The sequence below is a fragment of the Micrococcus sp. KRD070 genome (assembly GCF_017168435.1).
Lineage (GTDB): Bacteria > Actinomycetota > Actinomycetes > Actinomycetales > Micrococcaceae > Micrococcus > Micrococcus luteus.
In genome coordinates this window covers 323,290-339,738 of the sequence record NZ_JABFNH010000022.1, presented here as the reverse complement: position 1 = coordinate 339,738, position 16,449 = coordinate 323,290, and the positions used below count along the sequence as shown (strand labels likewise).

The window sequence follows — 16,449 nt, the reverse complement described above, 5'->3', positions numbered from 1 at the left end:
AGATGTGTAGAAGAGACAGGGGATCCACTGTAGGACGGGACGAGGCGCGCCGGGCGCCCGGTCGACGTCAGTGACGATCGTCACTACACTGAGGCTCGGTTCAGTTAGTCGTCATTCACTGAAGGGGGTCTCATGACCGCCAGCACCCCGGCCCCGGCCGCGCAGTCCGCGCCCACCGTGGCCGAGCGCAACGCGGCCGGCCACGCCCGGCTGGAGCAGGAGCTCGCCGACCTCGTCGCCCGCACGTCGCTCGGCGGGCCCGAGCGTTCGCGCGAGCGCCACACCGGCCGCGGCAAGCTGCTGGTGCGGGACCGCATCGACGCGCTGCTCGACGAGGGCTCGCCCTTCCTCGAGGTCGGCGCGCTGGCCGCGCACGGCCTGTACGACGGGGACAGCCCCGCCGCGGGCGTCGTGGCGGGCATCGGCCTGGTCCACGGCCGCCTCGTGATGGTGGTCGGCAACGACGCCACCGTGAAGGGCGGCACCTACTACCCCATGACGGTGAAGAAGCACCTGCGGGCCCAGGAGATCGCCCTGGAGAACCGCCTGCCGTGCATCTACCTCGTGGACTCCGGCGGCGCGTTCCTGCCCCGCCAGGACGAGGTCTTCCCGGACCGCGAGCACTTCGGCCGCATCTTCCGGAACCAGGCGCTGCTCTCCTCGCAGCGCATCCCGCAGCTGGCCGCGGTGTGCGGCTCCTCCACGGCGGGCGGCGCGTACGTGCCGGCCATGTCGGACGAGACCGTGATCGTGCGCGAGCAGGGCACCATCTTCCTCGGCGGCCCCCCGCTCGTGAAGGCCGCGATCGGGGAGGACGTCTCGCCCGAGGACCTCGGCGGCGGCCGGCTGCACGCCGAGCGCTCCGGCGTCGCGGACCACCTGGCGGACGACGACCTGCACGCCATGCAGATCCTCCGGGACATCGTGGCCACCCTGCCCCCGGCCGAGGCGCCGGCCTGGGAGGTCGCCCCCGCCGCGGAGCCCGCCAAGGACCCGGCCGAACTGACCAGCGTCGTGCCCGTGGACGTGAACACCCCCTACGACGTGCGCGAGGTGATCGACCGCCTCGTGGACGGCGGCTCCGTCCACGAGTTCAAGCCCCTCTACGGCACCACCCTGGTCACCGCGTTCGCGCGGATCGACGGCCACCCCGTGGGCGTCCTCGCCAACAACGGCATCCTGTTCGGAGACTCCGCCCGCAAGGGCGCGCACTTCATCGAACTGTGCGACCAGCGCGGCATCCCGCTGCTGTTCCTGCAGAACATCTCCGGCTTCATGGTGGGTCGGGACGCGGAGGCCGGCGGCATCGCGCGCGACGGCGCCAAGATGGTCACCGCCGTCGCGACCGCCCGCGTGCCCAAGCTGACCGTGGTGATCGGCGGCTCGTTCGGCGCCGGCAACTACGCGATGTGCGGCCGCGCCTACTCACCCCGCTTCCTGTGGATGTGGCCGAACGCGCGCATCTCCGTGATGGGCGGCCCGCAGGCCTCCTCCGTGCTCACGCAGATCAAGCAGGACCAGCGGGCCGCCGCGGGGGAGGAGCCGATGTCCTCCGAGGAGGTCGAGGCCTTCCAGGCGCCGGTCCGTCGGCAGTACGAGGACCAGGGCAGCCCCCTGTACTCCACCGCCCGCCTCTGGGACGACGGGGTGATCACCCCCGGCCAGACCCGCCGGGTGCTCTCCCTGGCCCTCGACGTCATCTCCCGTTCCCCGCTGCCGGACTCCCGGTTCGGCCTGTTCCGCATGTGAGGCACCCGTGACCGAGAACCACGCCCAGGGGACGCCCCTGTTCGACACCGTGCTGGTGGCCAACCGCGGCGAGATCGCCGTGCGCGTCATCCGCACCCTGCGCCGCCTCGGCATCCGCTCGGTGGCCGTGTACTCCGACGCCGACGCCGACGCGCGGCACGTCCGGGAGGCGGACACGGCGGTCCGCCTCGGCCCGGCTCCGGCCCGCGAGTCCTACCTGGACATCGACGCCGTCGTCGACGCCGCGCGCCGCACCGGCGCCCAGGCCGTGCACCCCGGCTACGGCTTCCTGTCCGAGAACGCCGACTTCGCCCGCGCGCTGGAGGCGGCCGGCATCGTGTTCGTGGGCCCTCCCGTGGGCTCGCTCGACGCGATGGCGGACAAGATCCGGGCGAAGGAGACCGTGGCCGCGTACGACGTGCCGGTGGTCCCCGGCATCCAGGACCCCACGCTCACCGACGAGCAGATCACGACCGAGGCCGAGCACGTCGGCTTCCCGCTGCTGATCAAGCCCTCCGCGGGAGGCGGCGGCAAGGGCATGGTGGCCGTGCGCGCCGCCGAGGAGCTGCCCGGCGCCCTCGCCTCGGCCCGGCGCACGGCGCGCTCGGCGTTCGGCGACGACACCCTGCTGCTCGAGCGGCTCATCACCGCGCCCCGGCACATCGAGGTGCAGGTGTTCGCGGACGCCCACGGCGCCACCGTGCACCTGGGTGAGCGCGAGTGCTCCCTGCAGCGCCGCCACCAGAAGGTGATCGAGGAGGCCCCCGCGCCCCTGCTGACCGGGCTGGCGCACGGGGCCGAGCTCCGCGAGCGCCTGGGCCGGGCCGCCGTGGACGCGGCCGTGTCCGTGGGCTACCGCGGCGCCGGCACCGTCGAGTTCCTCGTCTCGGACGAGAACCCGGACGAGTTCTTCTTCATGGAGATGAACACCCGCCTGCAGGTGGAGCACCCGGTCTCCGAGGAGGTCGTCCGGGTGCGCGGACGACGCCTGGACTTCGTGGAGCTGCAGCTGCGCATCGCGGCGGGGGAGCCGCTCGGCTTCGCCCAGGCGGACGTGAGCCTCGACGGCGCCGCCGTCGAGGCCCGCGTCTACGCGGAGGACCCCGCGAACGGCTTCCTGCCCTCCACCGGGCCGGTGCTGCGCTGGCGCGAGCCCGCCGGCGAGGGCGTCCGCGTCGACACGCTCCTGCTGCCCTCCCGGCCGTCCGAGGAGCGCGCGTTCGGCTCCGGGCCGCAGGCGCGGCCCGCCACCGCCGCCGGCGCCGTGGACCCCGTGGACGTCGACGGCGCACAGCCCGAGATCACCGGCTTCTACGACCCGATGATCGCCAAGCTCATCACCCGCGGCGCCGACCGCGCCGAGGCCCTCGACCGGCTCGACGCCGCGCTCGCGGACACCGTGCTGTTCGGCGTCCGCTCCAACCTGGGCTGGCTGCGCGAGCTCGCGGCCCGCGCGGACGTGCGGGCCGGCCGGCTCACCACCGAGCTGATCGACGGCCTCGAGGCGTGGACCGCCCCCGCGCTGCCCGAGGACCTCGCCGCGCTCGCGGCCGAGGCCCTGGCCGACGTGTCCGAGGACGCGGCCGCCGCCGAGCAGCGCGCGGCCGGCACCGCGTGGGCCCGGGCGGACGGCTGGCGCGGCGCCGGCGCCCCGCAGCCCGGGATGCGCGTGCGGGTCGGGGACGAGGACCGCATCCTCACCGCCCCCGCCGCCGACGCCGAGGTGGACGAGGACGCCGGAGCCCTGGCGGGCGTCAACCTCCTGGCCGGTGACCCGCGGGACCCACGCTCAGCGTGGCTGCACCGCGACGGCGCCGCGTGGCAGGTCCGCCGCCTCACCCGGGCCGAGGTGGTCGAGGCCGCCCGCGCGGCCGCGGCCGCGCGTCGTGCCCCGGCCGGCGCAGCGTCCCCCGAGGCCCGCACGCCCATGCCGGGCACCGTCGTCGCCGTGTCCGTGGCCACCGGGGACACCGTGGCCGCGGGCCAGGAGCTGGCGGTGGTCGAGGCCATGAAGATGGAGCACCCCGTCACGGCCGCCGTCGCCGGCGTCGTGACCGTCCACGTCGCCGAGGGCGACGCCGTGGCCGCGCAGGCGTTGATCGCCGTCGTCGAGCCCACCGAGCACGCAGCACCCGCAGAGAACACCTGAGAACAGGAGAGGACCATGAGCACCAAGCACCGCACCCTGCCCGCCCTCGAGGAGGACTACCAGGTCCTCTCCGACACCGTCCGCGAGTTCGCCGACGAGGTCGTGGCCCCGGTCTCCGCCGAGCTGGACGCCCAGCACGAGTTCCCGTACGAGATCGTGGCCCAGATGGGCGAGATGGGCCTGTTCGGCCTCCCGTTCCCCGAGGAGTACGGCGGCATGGGCGGCGACTACTTCGCCCTGGCCCTGGCCCTCGAGCAGCTCGGCCGCGTCAACCAGTCCGTGGCCATCACCCTCGAGGCCGGCGTCTCCCTGGGCGCCATGCCGCTGCTGAAGTTCGGCACCGAGGAGCAGAAGCAGCGCTGGCTGCCGGACCTCGTGGCCGGCACGCACCTGGCCGGCTTCGGCCTCACCGAGCCGGGCGCGGGCTCCGACGCCGGCGGCACCCAGACCACCGCCGCGCTCGAGGACGGCCAGTGGCGCATCAACGGCGCCAAGGAGTTCATCACCAACTCCGGCACGGACATCACCTCGCTCGTCACCGTCACCGCCGTGACCGGCACCGTGGAGGGCAGGACCGGCCACGACGGCCGCCCCGCCAAGGAGATCTCCACGATCCTCGTGCCCGCCGGCACCGAGGGCTTCTCCGTGGCCAAGGCCTACGACAAGGTCGGCTGGAACTCCTCGGACACCCACGCCCTGCACTTCTCGGACGTGCGCGTGCCGGAGGAGAACCTGCTGGGCGCCCGCGGCCGCGGCTTCGCCCACTTCCTCGAGATCCTCGACGAGGGCCGTATCGCCATCGCGGCCCTGGCCACCGGCGCGGCCCAGGGCTGCGTGGACGAGTCGGTCGCCTACGCCAAGCAGCGGACCTCGTTCGGCCAGAAGATCGGGCAGTTCCAGGCCGTGTCCTTCAAGATCGCCCGCATGCAGGCCCGCGCGCACGCCGCCCGCCTGGCCTACTACGAGGCCGCCCAGAAGATGCTGGCCGGCAAGCCGTTCAAGACCGAGGCCGCCATGGCCAAGCTGATCGCCGGCGAGGCCGCCATGGACAACGCCCGGGACGCCACCCAGGTGTTCGGCGGCTACGGCTTCATGAACGAGACCCTCGTTGCCCGTCACTACCGCGACTCCAAGATCCTCGAGGTCGGCGAGGGCACCACCGAGGTGCAGCTCATGCTGATCGCCCGCGAGCTGGGCCTCTGACGTGACGGAGCGCGTCGAGATCGAGCAGCGGGGCCGCTACGCGGACGAGCTGGCGGTCGGTCAGGTCTACCTGCACCGGCCCGGCCGCACGCTCACCGAGGCGGACAACGTCCTGTTCACCACCCTCACCATGAACCCGCAGGCCCTGCACCTGGACCACGCGTACGCGGCGGACCAGCCGTTCGGCCGACCGCTGGTCAACTCGATGCTGACGCTGTCCACCCTGGTGGGCCTCGCCGTCGGGCAGACCACACAGGGCACGCTCGTGGCCCAGCTCGGCCTGGGGGAGATCGCGTTCCCGAAGCCGGTCTTCCACGGGGACACGCTCTACGGGCGCTCCGAGGTCACCGCGATCCGCGAGTCCTCCTCGCGACCGGGGCAGCGGATCGTCACGTTCGCGATGACGGGGGAGAACCAGCACGGCGACGTCGTCGTCCGCGCCCAGCGCACCTGTCTGATGTGGACCGCGCAGGCGCACGCGGAGGCCAAGGCGAAGGCCGCCGACGCCGCAGGCACGGGGGAGCGGGCATGAGCGCGCTGACCCTCGGACCGGCCGTCATGTTCACCCCGGCGGACCGCCCCGAGCGGTACGCCACGGCGCTCGAGCGCGCGGACGCGGTGATCCTCGACCTCGAGGACGCCGTCACCCCGGACGCCCGGCCCACCGCGCGGGACGCCGTCGCGGCGGCCTGGGCGGGGCGGGCGACGGGCGGGGTCGACGGCGGCCCGCTGGACGAGGACCGCGTGGTGGTCCGCGTGAACCCCGCGGGCACCGCGGACCACGACGCCGACCTGGCCATGCTCGCCGGGACGGGCTGGCGCACGCTCATGCTCGCCAAGGCCGAGTCCGCCGCGCAGGTGGACGGGGTCGTCGCCGCCCTCGGACCGCAGACCCGCGTCGTCGCCCTATGCGAGACCGCGGCCGGGATCCTCGCCGCCGCCGACCTGGCCGCCCACCCGCACGTGGGTGCGCTGATGTGGGGCGCCGAGGACCTCGTGGCGTCGATGGGCGGCAGCTCCTCCCGCACCCCCGAGGGCGCCTACCGCTCCGTGGTCCAGCACGCCCGCGCGACGGTGCTGCTGGCGGCGGCCGCCCACGGCGCGGCCGCATGGGACGCCGTCCACCTGGACCTCGGCGACGAGGCCGGGCTGGCCGCCGAGGCCGAGGACGCCGTCGCCCTGGGCTGCACCGCGACCGTGTGCCTGCACCCGCGCCAGGTGCCCGTCGTGCGCTCCGCCTACACGCCCGCCCCGGAGGCCGTCGAGCGCGCCCGGCGCGTCCTCGCCGCGGCCGAGGGCCGACACGGGGCCTTCGAGCTGGACGGGGCGATGGTCGACGAGGTGGTCCTCGCCCAGGCCCGCGCGGTCCTGCGCCGCGCGGACGCGCCCCGGCCGGCGAGCGCCTGACCGGCTCCTCGGCGGCTCCGCGCCCCGGCGGCCCCGTGCCGTCGGGGCGCGTCCGCGTCCGCACGGCTGCGCCCCGGGGCTGTCACACGGGCGCACGGCCCAGGGGCGCGCTTGACGACGCACCCCTGGGGCCGACAGAGTGTGCGTGTCATCACAGTGATCTGTCTCACACTGATCCGTCCTACGCACCCGGAGGGCCCATGTCATCCAGCGAGCCCACGGCGCCGGTCCCCACGGCCGCGCAGTTCCGCGCCGCTCAGCAGTCCGAGGAGTTCATCGAGCTCCGGCGCACCCACCGATCCTTCGCCTTCCCCATGACCGTGGCGTTCTTCGTCTGGTACCTGGTGTTCGTGATCGTCGGCGCGTTCTTCCCCGAGTTCATGGCGATCCGCCTCGGCGGCAACATCACCCTCGGCCTGATCCTCGGCCTGCTCCAGTTCGTCACCACGTTCCTGATCACCTTCGCCTACGTCCGCTACTCGAACCGGACCCTCGACCCCCGCGCCACGGCGCTGCGCGAGCGCCTCGAGCGCGAGGCGGCCGGCGCCCCCGAGAACCCGGAGGCCACGCGATGAGCGCGCTCACCCCCCTGCTCCAGGCCGCCCCGCAGACGGTCGGCAACCCCGCCGTGAACATCGGCATCTTCGTCGCCTTCGTGGTGGTCACCCTCGTGATCGTGATCCGCGCGTCCAAGACGAACACGTCCTCGGCCGACTACTACGCCGGCGGCCGCGGCTTCTCCGGCACCCAGAACGGCACGGCCATCGCGGGCGACTACCTCTCCGCGGCCTCGTTCCTGGGCATCGTCGGCGCGATCGCCCTCTACGGCTACGACGGCTTCCTCTACTCGATCGGCTTCCTCGTGGCGTGGCTCGTGGCCCTGCTGCTGGTGGCCGAACTGCTGCGCAACACCGGCAAGTTCACCATGGCGGACGTGCTGTCCTTCCGCCTGCAGCAGCGACCCGTGCGCATCGCGGCCGCCTTCGGCACCATGGCCGTCTGCCTCTTCTACCTCCTGGCACAGATGGCCGGCGCCGGCGGCCTCGTGGCCCTGCTGCTGAACATCAACGACCGGGCCGGCCAGGCCCTCGTGATCGTGATCGTGGGCGTGCTGATGATCGTCTACGTGCTGATCGGCGGCATGAAGGGCACCACCTACGTGCAGATCATCAAGGCGATCCTGCTGATCGCCGGCGCGGGGATCATGACCGTGTGGTCGCTGGCCCTGTTCGGCTTCGACTTCAACGCCATGCTGGGGGCCGCCGTCGAGATGAACCCGAAGGGTGAGGCGATCCTCGAGCCGGGCCTGCAGTACGGCGCCAGCGCCCTGACCCGCCTCGACTTCGTGTCCCTGGGCATCGCGCTCGTGCTCGGCACCGCCGGCCTGCCGCACGTGCTCATGCGGTTCTACACGGTGCCCACGGCCAAGGAGGCGCGCAAGTCCGTGGTGTGGGCCATCGTCCTCATCGGCGCGTTCTACCTGTTCACCCTCGTGCTGGGCTACGGCGCCGGCGCGCTGATCGGCCCCGAGCGCATCACGGCCGCGCCCGGCGGGCAGAACTCCGCGGCCCCGCTGCTGGCGTTCGAGCTCGGCGGCTCCATCCTGCTGGGCCTGATCTCGGCGGTCGCGTTCGCCACCATCCTCGCGGTGGTCGCGGGCCTGGCCATCACGGCGGCGGCGTCCTTCGCCCACGACGTGTACGGCTCCGTGATCGCCAAGCACCCGCTCACCCCGCAGGAGGAGGTGCGGATCGGCAAGATCACCGTGGTGGTGATCGGCGTCCTGGCGATCGTCGGCGGCATCGCCGCCCAGGGCCAGAACGTGGCGTTCCTCGTGGCGCTCGCCTTCGCGGTGGCGGCCTCGGCGAACCTGCCGACCATCCTCTACTCCCTGTTCTGGCGGCGCTTCACCACCCGCGGCGCGGTGTGGTCGATGTACGGCGGACTGCTCTCCGCGATCATCCTGATCGTCCTGTCCCCGGTGATGTCCGGGACGCCGACCTCGATGATCCCGGGCGCGGACTTCGCGGTGTTCCCGCTGAAGAACCCGGGCATCGTCTCCATCCCGCTGGCCTTCTTCCTCGGCTGGCTCGGCTCGGTGACCTCGTCGCGCGCCGAGGACCCGGACAAGCAGGCGGAGATGGAGGTCCGCTCCCTCACCGGCATCGGCGCCGAGAAGCCGGTGCAGCACTGATCCGCGGCTGACCCGGTCCCACGGGGGCCGGCGGGGCGGGACGTCGCGGTGCGGCGTCCGTCCGGCCGGCCCCCCGTCCGTGTCCAGGCCCGGCTGGCATCATGGCGGGGTGACGCACGGATCCCTCACCGACTACACGCTGCCCGCCCCCGCCCCGGCGGACGACGACGGCGCCCCGCGCGCCGTCGCCCTGATCGGCTCCACGGGCTCGATCGGCACCCAGGGCCTCGACGTGATCGCCCAGGACCCCGCCCGGCTCCGGGCCGTCGCGCTCGCGGGCGGGGCGAACACGACCCTGCTGGCCGAGCAGGCCGTGCGCTTCGAGGTCGAGGCGGTGGGCTCCGCCGCGGCGGGGGAGGAGGAGCTGCGCGCCGCCCTCGCCGACGCCGCCGCCCGCCTCGGGCGCCCGGCCCCCCGACCCGTGCTGTTCACCGGGCCACGCGCCGCCGAGCAGATCGCGGCGTGGCCCGGCGCCGACACCGTGCTCAACGGGATCACGGGCTCGATCGGCCTGCGGCCCACCCTCGCCGCGCTGCACGCCGGCCACCGCCTGGCCCTGGCCAACAAGGAGTCGCTCATCGTCGGCGGGGCCCTCGTGAAGGCGGCCGCCCGCCCGGGCCAGCTCGTGCCGGTGGACTCCGAGCACTCCGCGCTCGCGCAGGCGCTGCGCGGGGGCACGGCGGACGAGGTCCGCCGCCTCGTGCTCACGGCCTCGGGCGGGCCGTTCCGCGGCCTGGACCGCGCCGCCCTGCACGCCGTCACCCCCGCCCAGGCCCTCGCCCATCCCACGTGGGACATGGGCCGCGTCGTCACCACCAACTCCGCCTCCCTCGTGAACAAGGCCCTCGAGGTGATCGAGGCCCACCTGCTGTTCGACGTGCCCCTGGACCGGATCGACGTCGTGGTCCACCCGCAGTCCGTGGTGCACTCGATGGTCGAGTTCGTCGACGGGTCCACGCTCGCCCAGGCCTCCCCGCCGGACATGCGCCTGCCCATCGCCCTGGGGCTGTGCTGGCCGCGCCGTCTCCCGGGCGCGGCCCCGGCCTGCGACTGGACGCGGGCGGCCACCTGGACGTTCGAGCCCCTCGACGAGGAGGCCTTCCCCGCGGTACGGGCCGCGAAGGAGGCGGCGGCCGCCTCGCCCACCCACATGGCCGTGTTCAACGCCGCCAACGAGGAGTCCGTGGACGCCTTCCACGCCGGCGCCCTGCCCTTCGACGGGATCGTGGACACGGTCCGCGCCGTCGTCGCCGACTATGCCCCCGAGCACGTGCTCGCCGCGGCCGGCCACGACCCCGCGCCGACGGGGCTCACCGTGGATGCCGTGCTCGCCGCCGAGGCCTGGGCGCGCCGTGCGGCGCGGGCCCGCTGGTGACCGTCGTGGAGATCCTCTGGTACGTCGCGGGCGTCCTCGCGGTCGCGCTGGGCCTGGCGGTCTCGATCGCCCTGCACGAGATCGGCCACCTCGTCCCGGCCAAGCTCTTCGGCGTGCGCGTCACGCAGTACATGATCGGCTTCGGCCCGACGCTCGTCTCGTGGCGCCGCGGCGAGACGGAGTACGGGTTCAAGGCCGTGCCGCTGGGCGGCTACGTCGCGATGATCGGGATGCTGCCCCCGCCGCGGCCCGGGCAGACGCCCCGCGCGGCGTCCACGGGCTTCGTCCAGCAGCTGGGCCGCATGGCCGACGACGCGCGGGCCCAGGCCGCCGAGGAGGTCCGCCCCGGCGACGAGCACCGCCGCTTCCTCGCCCTGCCGGTGTGGAAGCGGGTGGTGATCATGCTCGGCGGGCCGTTCATGAACCTGCTCATCGCGCTGGGCGCCACCGCCCTGCTGGTCACCACGGTGGGCACCTCGCAGCCCAGCACCACCGTCGCCGAGGTCTACCGGTGCGTGGTCACGATGCAGGAGCAGCAGGCCCGCGCCGCCTCCGGCGGGACAGAGGACTGCCGCCCGGGCGATCCCGCCGCGCCCGCCCACGAGGCGGGACTGCGCCCCGGCGACACCGTGCTCGCCTTCGACGGGCGGCCGGTCTCCGACTGGGACGCCCTCTCCGCCGCGATCCGGGACCGCGCCGGACAGCCCACCCGGATCGAGTGGGAGCGCGACGGCGAGCGGATGAGCGCCACCCTGACCCCGCGCCTGACGGAACGGCCCGTGACGGACGCGCTGGGCCGGCCCGAGCGGGCCCCGGACGGGACCGTGGCGACCCACGAGGTCGGGTTCATCGGCATGGGCGCGCAGCTCGAGACGGTCCGCGGCACCCCGCTCGACGCCGGCCCGCTCGTGGCCCAGCAGGTGCGGGGCGTCGTCGACGTCGTCCTCGTGCTGCCGCAGCGGCTGTGGGACACCGCCGTCGCCGTGGTGACCCCGGCCGAGCGCGACCCGGACGGCCCGATGTCCGTGGTGGGAGTCGGCCGGATCGCCGGGGAGGCGGCGGCGCTCGAGGAGGCCACGCTGACGGACAAGGCCGCCCTGCTGCTGTCCCTGCTGGCGGGCGTGAACGTGGCGCTCATGGTGTTCAACCTCATCCCGCTGCTCCCGCTCGACGGCGGCCACGTGGCCGGCGCCCTGTGGGAGGCGGTGCGCCGCGGTTGGGCCCGGATCACGGGCCGCCCGGACCCGGGGCCGTTCGACCTGGCCCGCATGCTGCCGCTGACCTACGCGGTGGGCGCGGCGATGCTGCTCATGGGCGTCATCCTGATCGTGGCGGACATCGTGGAGCCGGTCCGGCTGTTCTGAGCCCGGCCCGTTCGCCGTGGGCGGTCGCCCCGCGCCCCGGGGCGCCCGCGCGCCTAGGATGGACCGGAGAACCCGGCGGCCCCGCGCCGTCGACCCCGAGAACCCATGAGGAGCGCCCCCGTGCCCGTCAGCCTTGGAATGCCGTCCGCCCCGCCGCCCGTGCTGGCCCCGCGCCGCACCACCCGGCAGATCCAGGTGGGCTCGGTGGGCGTCGGCTCGCAGCACCCCGTCTCGGTGCAGTCGATGACCACCACCAAGACGCACGACATCGGCGCGACCCTGCAGCAGATCGCCGAGCTCACGGCCGCCGGCTGCGACATCGTCCGCGTGGCCTGCCCCACGGACAAGGACGCCGAGGCCCTCAAGGTCATCGCCCAGCAGTCCACCATCCCCGTGATCGCGGACATCCACTTCCAGCCGAAGTACGTGTTCGCGGCGATCGAGGCCGGCTGCGGCGCCGTGCGCGTGAACCCGGGCAACATCAAGAAGTTCGACGACAAGGTCAAGGAGATCGCGCAGGCCGCCTCGGACCACGGCACCTCCATCCGCATCGGCGTCAACGCCGGCTCCCTGGACCCGCGCCTGCTGCAGAAGTACGGCAAGGCCACCCCGGAGGCCCTCGTCGAGTCCGCCGTCTGGGAGGCCTCCCTCTTCGAGGAGCACGGCTTCAAGGACTTCAAGATCTCCGTCAAGCACAACGACCCGGTGATCATGGCCCGCGCCTACGAGCTGCTCGCCGAGCAGGGTGACTGGCCGCTGCACCTCGGGGTCACCGAGGCCGGCCCGGCCTTCCAGGGCACCATCAAGTCCGCCACCGCCTTCGGCTACCTGCTCGGCCAGGGCATCGGTGACACCATCCGCGTCTCCCTCTCCGCGCCGCCGGTCGAGGAGGTCAAGGTGGGCCTGCAGATCCTGCAGTCCCTGAACCTGCGTGAGCGCAAGCTCGAGATCGTCTCCTGCCCCTCGTGCGGCCGCGCCCAGGTGGACGTGTACACGCTGGCCGAGCAGGTCACCGAGGGCCTCCAGGACCTCGAGGTCCCGCTGCGGGTGGCCGTCATGGGCTGCGTCGTCAACGGGCCGGGCGAGGCCCGCGAGGCCGACCTCGGCGTCGCCTCCGGCAACGGCAAGGGCCAGATCTTCGTCAAGGGCGAGGTCATCCGCACCGTGCCCGAGGACCAGATCGTGGAGACCCTCATCGAGGAGGCCAACCGGATCGCCGGTGAGATGGACCTGGGGGAGGACGGCGGTGACCAGGCTGCCGCCGGTGCCCCGGTGGTCTCCGTCCACTGACCGGGAGGTCCGGGCCGCCACGGGTGACCGCGTCCGCCTGCTGACCGACGCGGACACCGCCGCGCTCGCGGCCCTGTCCGCCCGTGCCCCCGTGTCCAACGTGTTCGTGGACTCCCTGCTCGAGGCGGGCCGCCTGGCCGGCCCGCGCGGGGGAGCGGCGGGCACCCTGTTCCTCGGGATCGACGACGACGCCCCGGGCGCCGGCGCGCTGCGCGCGGCCGTCTGGATCGGCTCGAACGTGGTGCCGGTCGCCGCGTCCGAGGCCCCGGACGCCGGCTGGGCGCCGGGCGACGCGGAGGCGCTCGGCGCGGCGGCCGCCGCGCTGCGCCGCCGGTACGGGTCGGTCTACGGCCCGGCCGGTCCCGTGCTGGCCGCCGGCGAGGCCCTCGCCGCCGCGGGCCACCGGTCCCGGTCCGTGCGCCCCGACCAGCCGCTGCTTGTGCTGGGCACGGCCGGGGGGATCGCCCCGAACCCGCACGTGGTGCAGGCGCAGCCACACGACTTCGCGCGCGTCCTGCCGGCCAGCGCGGCGATGTTCGAGGAGGAGCTCGGCTTCTCCCCGTTCGCCGGGGGCGCGGCCCAGTACCGGGACCGGGTCGAGCGGCTGATCCACACCGGACGCGTCTTCATCGACCCGGGACCGCGCGACGCGGGCGGCCCGCTGCGCTTCAAGGCGGACATCGGGCTGCTCTCCTCCCGGTGCGCCCAGATCCAGGGCGTGTGGATGGCCCCCGCCGCGCGGGGCCGAGGACTGGCGGCGTCGGCGATGGCCGCCGTCGTGGACTACGTGCGACTCCAGGCGCCCGTGGTCAGCCTCTACGTCAACGCGCACAACACCCCCGCGCTGCGCACGTACGAGCGCGTGGGGTTCGAGCGGCGCGGCACGTTCGCGACCGTCCTGTACTGACCCGGCGGGCCCTGCGCGGGCGATAGGATCGGCGGTCAGGACGCCGGGCACCCCGTGCCGGCGTCGTCCCGTCCCGCGCGCCGCCCCGACCGCGCGAGCCCGTCCGAGGAGGCCCCGCCATGCCCCTGCGCATGTCCACCCTGTTCCTGCGCACCCTGCGCGACGACCCGGCGGAGGCCGAGGTGGCGAGCCACAGGCTCCTCGTCCGTGCCGGTTACATCCGTCGCGCGGCCCCGGGCATCTACTCGTGGCTGCCGCTGGGCCTCAAGGTGCTGGCCAAGGTGGAGCGGATCGTGCGCGAGGAGATGGACGCGATCGGCGCCCAGGAGGTGCACTTCCCGGCGCTGCTGCCGCGGGAGCCCTACGAGGCCACGGGGCGCTGGGATGAGTACGGCGACGGGCTGTTCCGCCTGCAGGACCGCAGGGGCAACGACTACCTCCTGGCCCCCACACACGAGGAGATGTTCACGCTCCTGGTGAAGGACCTGTACTCCTCGTACAAGGACCTGCCCGCGTACCTGTACCAGATCCAGACCAAGTACCGGGACGAGGCCCGCCCGCGCGCCGGCCTGCTGCGCGGGCGCGAGTTCATCATGAAGGACTCCTACTCCTTCACGGTGGACGACGCCGGCCTGGACGCCGCGTACGAGGCCCACCGGGCCGCCTACCTGCGGATCTTCGACCGCCTCGGCCTCGAGGTCGTGCCGGTGCGGGCCACCTCCGGTGCGATGGGCGGCTCCCGCTCCGAGGAGTTCCTGCACCCCACCGAGGTGGGCGAGGACACCTTCGTCGAGTCCGACGGCGGCTACCGCGCCAACGTCGAGGCCGTCACCACGGTGGCCCCCGCCCCGCTGGACGAGGCGGCCATGGCGGTCCTGCCCGCCGCCGAGGTCAAGGACACCCCGGTCTCCACCACCATCGCCGCGCTCGTGGACGTCGCCAACCAGCTGGCCCCGCGCGACGGCGAGCCGTGGACCGCCGCGGACACGCTCAAGTGCGTCGTGGTCACCGCGGTGGTGGACGGCGGCGAGCGCCGCCCGTTCGTCGTGGGCGTGCCCGGCGACCGTGAGGTGGACCTCAAGCGTCTCGAGGCGTCCGTGGGCCCGGCGCTCGGCGTGGTCGGCGAGCCCACGCTCGAGGCCGCGACCGCCGCGGACCTGGCCGCGCACCCCGCCCTGGTCAAGGGCTACATCGGCCCCGCGGCGGCCGACGCGGTCGAGGGCACCCCGGTGCTCGGCGCGGAGGGCTCCGTCTCGGGCCTGCCCTTCTTCGTGGACCCGCGCATCGCCCCCGGCACCGCGTGGATCACCGGCGCGAACGCGGACCAGCGCCACGTGTTCGGCCTCGTGGCCGGCCGCGACTTCACGTGGGACGGCGTGCTCGAGGCCACCGCGGTGCGTGAGGGCGACGAGGCCCCGGACGGCTCCGGTCCGCTGCACACCCGCCGCGGCATGGAGATGGGCCACATCTTCCAGCTCGGCCGCAAGTACGCCGAGGCCCTCGACCTGAAGGTCCTCGACGTCCACGGCAAGCAGGTCGTGGTGACCATGGGCTCCTACGGCATCGGCATCACGCGCGCCGTCGCCGCGATCGCCGAGCGCTACCACGACGACAAGGGCCTGGCGTGGCCGCGCGCGGTGGCCCCGGCGGACGTGCACGTCGTCGTCGCCACGAAGGGCGAGGACGGCCTCGCCGCCGCCGAGACCCTCGCCGCGGGCCTCGAGGCCGAGGGCCTGACCGTGCTCGTGGACGACCGTCCGAAGGTCAGCCCCGGCGTGAAGTTCAAGGACGCCGAGCTCATCGGCGTGCCCACCACCGTGGTGATCGGCCGCGGCCTGGCGGACGGCGAGCTCGAGCTCAAGGACCGTGCCACCGGCGAGGCGCGCCCCGTGCCCGTGGACGGGGCCGTCGCGGCGGTGCTCGCGGAGGTGCGCGACGGGCGCTGAGTGGTTCGGCGCCGTCGAGCTGACCGCCGGACTGCTCGTCCTCGTGCTCGCCGCGGGCTTCGCGGCGGGCTGGATCGACGCCGTCGTGGGCGGGGGCGGGCTCCTGCAGCTGCCGGCCCTGCTGCTCGTGCCCGGGCTGAGCCCGATCCAGGCCCTGGCCACCAACAAGCTCGGCTCGGTGTTCGGCACGGCGACGTCGGCGCTCACCTACCGGCGGCGCCTGCGGCAGGATCTGTCCACCGCACTGCCGATGGCCGCCGTCGCCTTCGCGGCGGCCCTGGGCGGGGCCGTGGTGGCCGCGCATCTGCCGGCCGGCGTGATCCGGCCCGTGATCCTGGTGGCGTTGATCGCCGTCGCCGTGTTCACGGCCGTGCGCCCGGGCCTCGGACAGGTCGCCGGCGTGGGGCCGCGGCGGCGCACCGCGCTGGCCCGGGCCGTGGCGCTCGGCGCGGCGGTGGGCTTCTACGACGGCGTCCTCGGCCCCGGCACGGGCACGTTCCTCATCCTGGGGCTGGTGCTGCTGCTCAAGTTCGACTTCCTGCACGCCTCGGCACAGGCGAAGGTGGTCAACCTCGCGACCAACCTCGGCGCGCTCGCGTACTTCGTGCCCTCGGGGCACGCGGTGCTGGGCCTGGGGCTGCTGCTCGGCGCGGCCAACCTCGTGGGCGGCTACGTGGGGGCCCGCATGGCGATCGCCCGCGGCACCGGCTTCATCCGCGTGGTGTACCTCATGGTGGTGGCCGCGCTCATCGTCAAGGTCGGCGCGGACACCCTCGCCCCGCTGCTGCGCTGAGCCCGCCCCGTCCGACCCGGTCGGGAGCACTCGGCCCCGCCGTGGGCCGCCGGTAGGCTCGGCCCCGGATCC

Annotated in this window: 13 protein-coding genes; all 13 read left to right on the top strand. The window is 74.2% G+C overall.

Features of this window, described 5'->3' with window-relative positions:
• The first annotated feature begins 132 nt into the window (after positions 1-132).
• The 13 genes from J1M38_RS09220 (at position 133) to J1M38_RS09160 (ending at position 16,377) form a co-directional block, all read left to right on the top strand.
• Positions 133-1,749 (top strand): carboxyl transferase domain-containing protein, encoded by a 1,617-nt coding sequence (locus J1M38_RS09220; protein ID WP_036338399.1) that lies wholly within the window; start codon positions 133-135, stop codon positions 1,747-1,749.
• Positions 1,750-1,756: 7 nt separating this feature from the next.
• A complete protein-coding gene (locus J1M38_RS09215) occupies positions 1,757-3,898 on the top strand; it encodes a biotin carboxylase N-terminal domain-containing protein (protein WP_144819445.1) in 2,142 nt (713 codons plus the stop codon).
• Between the two features lie 15 nt (positions 3,899-3,913).
• Positions 3,914-5,101, top strand: a complete 1,188-nt coding sequence (locus J1M38_RS09210; RefSeq protein ID WP_041104216.1) for an acyl-CoA dehydrogenase family protein — start codon at positions 3,914-3,916, stop codon at positions 5,099-5,101.
• 1 nt (position 5,102) lies between these two features.
• Complete coding sequence (locus J1M38_RS09205; RefSeq protein WP_041104218.1) at positions 5,103-5,633, top strand: MaoC family dehydratase; 531 nt, start codon at positions 5,103-5,105, stop codon at positions 5,631-5,633.
• On the top strand, positions 5,630-6,508 hold the full coding sequence (locus J1M38_RS09200; protein ID WP_044658614.1) for a CoA ester lyase: 879 nt from the start codon (positions 5,630-5,632) through the stop codon (positions 6,506-6,508). Before J1M38_RS09205 ends, J1M38_RS09200 begins: the two co-directional genes overlap by 4 nt.
• A 200-nt stretch (positions 6,509-6,708) precedes the next feature.
• Positions 6,709-7,083, top strand: coding sequence for a DUF485 domain-containing protein (locus J1M38_RS09195; protein ID WP_063190289.1), 375 nt, complete (start codon positions 6,709-6,711; stop codon positions 7,081-7,083).
• Positions 7,080-8,702, top strand: coding sequence for a cation acetate symporter (locus tag J1M38_RS09190; RefSeq protein WP_063190290.1), 1,623 nt, complete (start codon positions 7,080-7,082; stop codon positions 8,700-8,702). Before J1M38_RS09195 ends, J1M38_RS09190 begins: the two co-directional genes overlap by 4 nt.
• A 139-nt stretch (positions 8,703-8,841) precedes the next feature.
• Positions 8,842-10,077, top strand: a complete 1,236-nt coding sequence (dxr, locus tag J1M38_RS09185; RefSeq protein WP_063190372.1) for a 1-deoxy-D-xylulose-5-phosphate reductoisomerase — start codon at positions 8,842-8,844, stop codon at positions 10,075-10,077.
• Positions 10,074-11,441 carry an RIP metalloprotease gene (locus tag J1M38_RS09180; RefSeq protein WP_061866732.1) on the top strand — a complete coding sequence of 456 codons (1,368 nt, stop codon included), beginning with the start codon at positions 10,074-10,076 and terminating at the stop codon, positions 11,439-11,441. Before dxr ends, J1M38_RS09180 begins: the two co-directional genes overlap by 4 nt.
• Before the next feature lie 138 nt (positions 11,442-11,579).
• Entirely contained in the window at positions 11,580-12,731 is a 1,152-nt protein-coding gene (gene ispG / locus J1M38_RS09175) for a flavodoxin-dependent (E)-4-hydroxy-3-methylbut-2-enyl-diphosphate synthase (protein ID WP_036314066.1), read from the top strand.
• On the top strand, positions 12,706-13,638 hold the full coding sequence (locus tag J1M38_RS09170) for a GNAT family N-acetyltransferase (protein WP_063190291.1): 933 nt from the start codon (positions 12,706-12,708) through the stop codon (positions 13,636-13,638). Before ispG ends, J1M38_RS09170 begins: the two co-directional genes overlap by 26 nt.
• A gap of 119 nt (positions 13,639-13,757) precedes the next feature.
• Positions 13,758-15,584, top strand: coding sequence for a proline--tRNA ligase (locus tag J1M38_RS09165; RefSeq protein ID WP_063190292.1), 1,827 nt, complete (start codon positions 13,758-13,760; stop codon positions 15,582-15,584).
• Between the two features lie 43 nt (positions 15,585-15,627).
• On the top strand, positions 15,628-16,377 hold the full coding sequence (locus J1M38_RS09160) for a TSUP family transporter (RefSeq protein WP_186319884.1): 750 nt from the start codon (positions 15,628-15,630) through the stop codon (positions 16,375-16,377).
• Positions 16,378-16,449 lie beyond the last annotated feature (72 nt).

Bases quoted from the DNA above. Each gene is read 5' to 3' on its own strand.
- J1M38_RS09195 (WP_063190289.1), top strand. From the start codon at position 6,709: ATGTCATCCAGCGAGCCCACGGCGCCGGTCCCCACGGCCGCGCAGTTC.
- J1M38_RS09165 (WP_063190292.1), top strand. From the start codon at position 13,758: ATGCCCCTGCGCATGTCCACCCTGTTCCTGCGCACCCTGCGCGACGAC.
- J1M38_RS09220 (WP_036338399.1), top strand. From the start codon at position 133: ATGACCGCCAGCACCCCGGCCCCGGCCGCGCAGTCCGCGCCCACCGTG.
- ispG (WP_036314066.1), top strand. From the start codon at position 11,580: ATGCCGTCCGCCCCGCCGCCCGTGCTGGCCCCGCGCCGCACCACCCGG.
- J1M38_RS09190 (WP_063190290.1), top strand. From the start codon at position 7,080: ATGAGCGCGCTCACCCCCCTGCTCCAGGCCGCCCCGCAGACGGTCGGC.
- J1M38_RS09210 (WP_041104216.1), top strand. From the start codon at position 3,914: ATGAGCACCAAGCACCGCACCCTGCCCGCCCTCGAGGAGGACTACCAG.
- J1M38_RS09200 (WP_044658614.1), top strand. From the start codon at position 5,630: ATGAGCGCGCTGACCCTCGGACCGGCCGTCATGTTCACCCCGGCGGAC.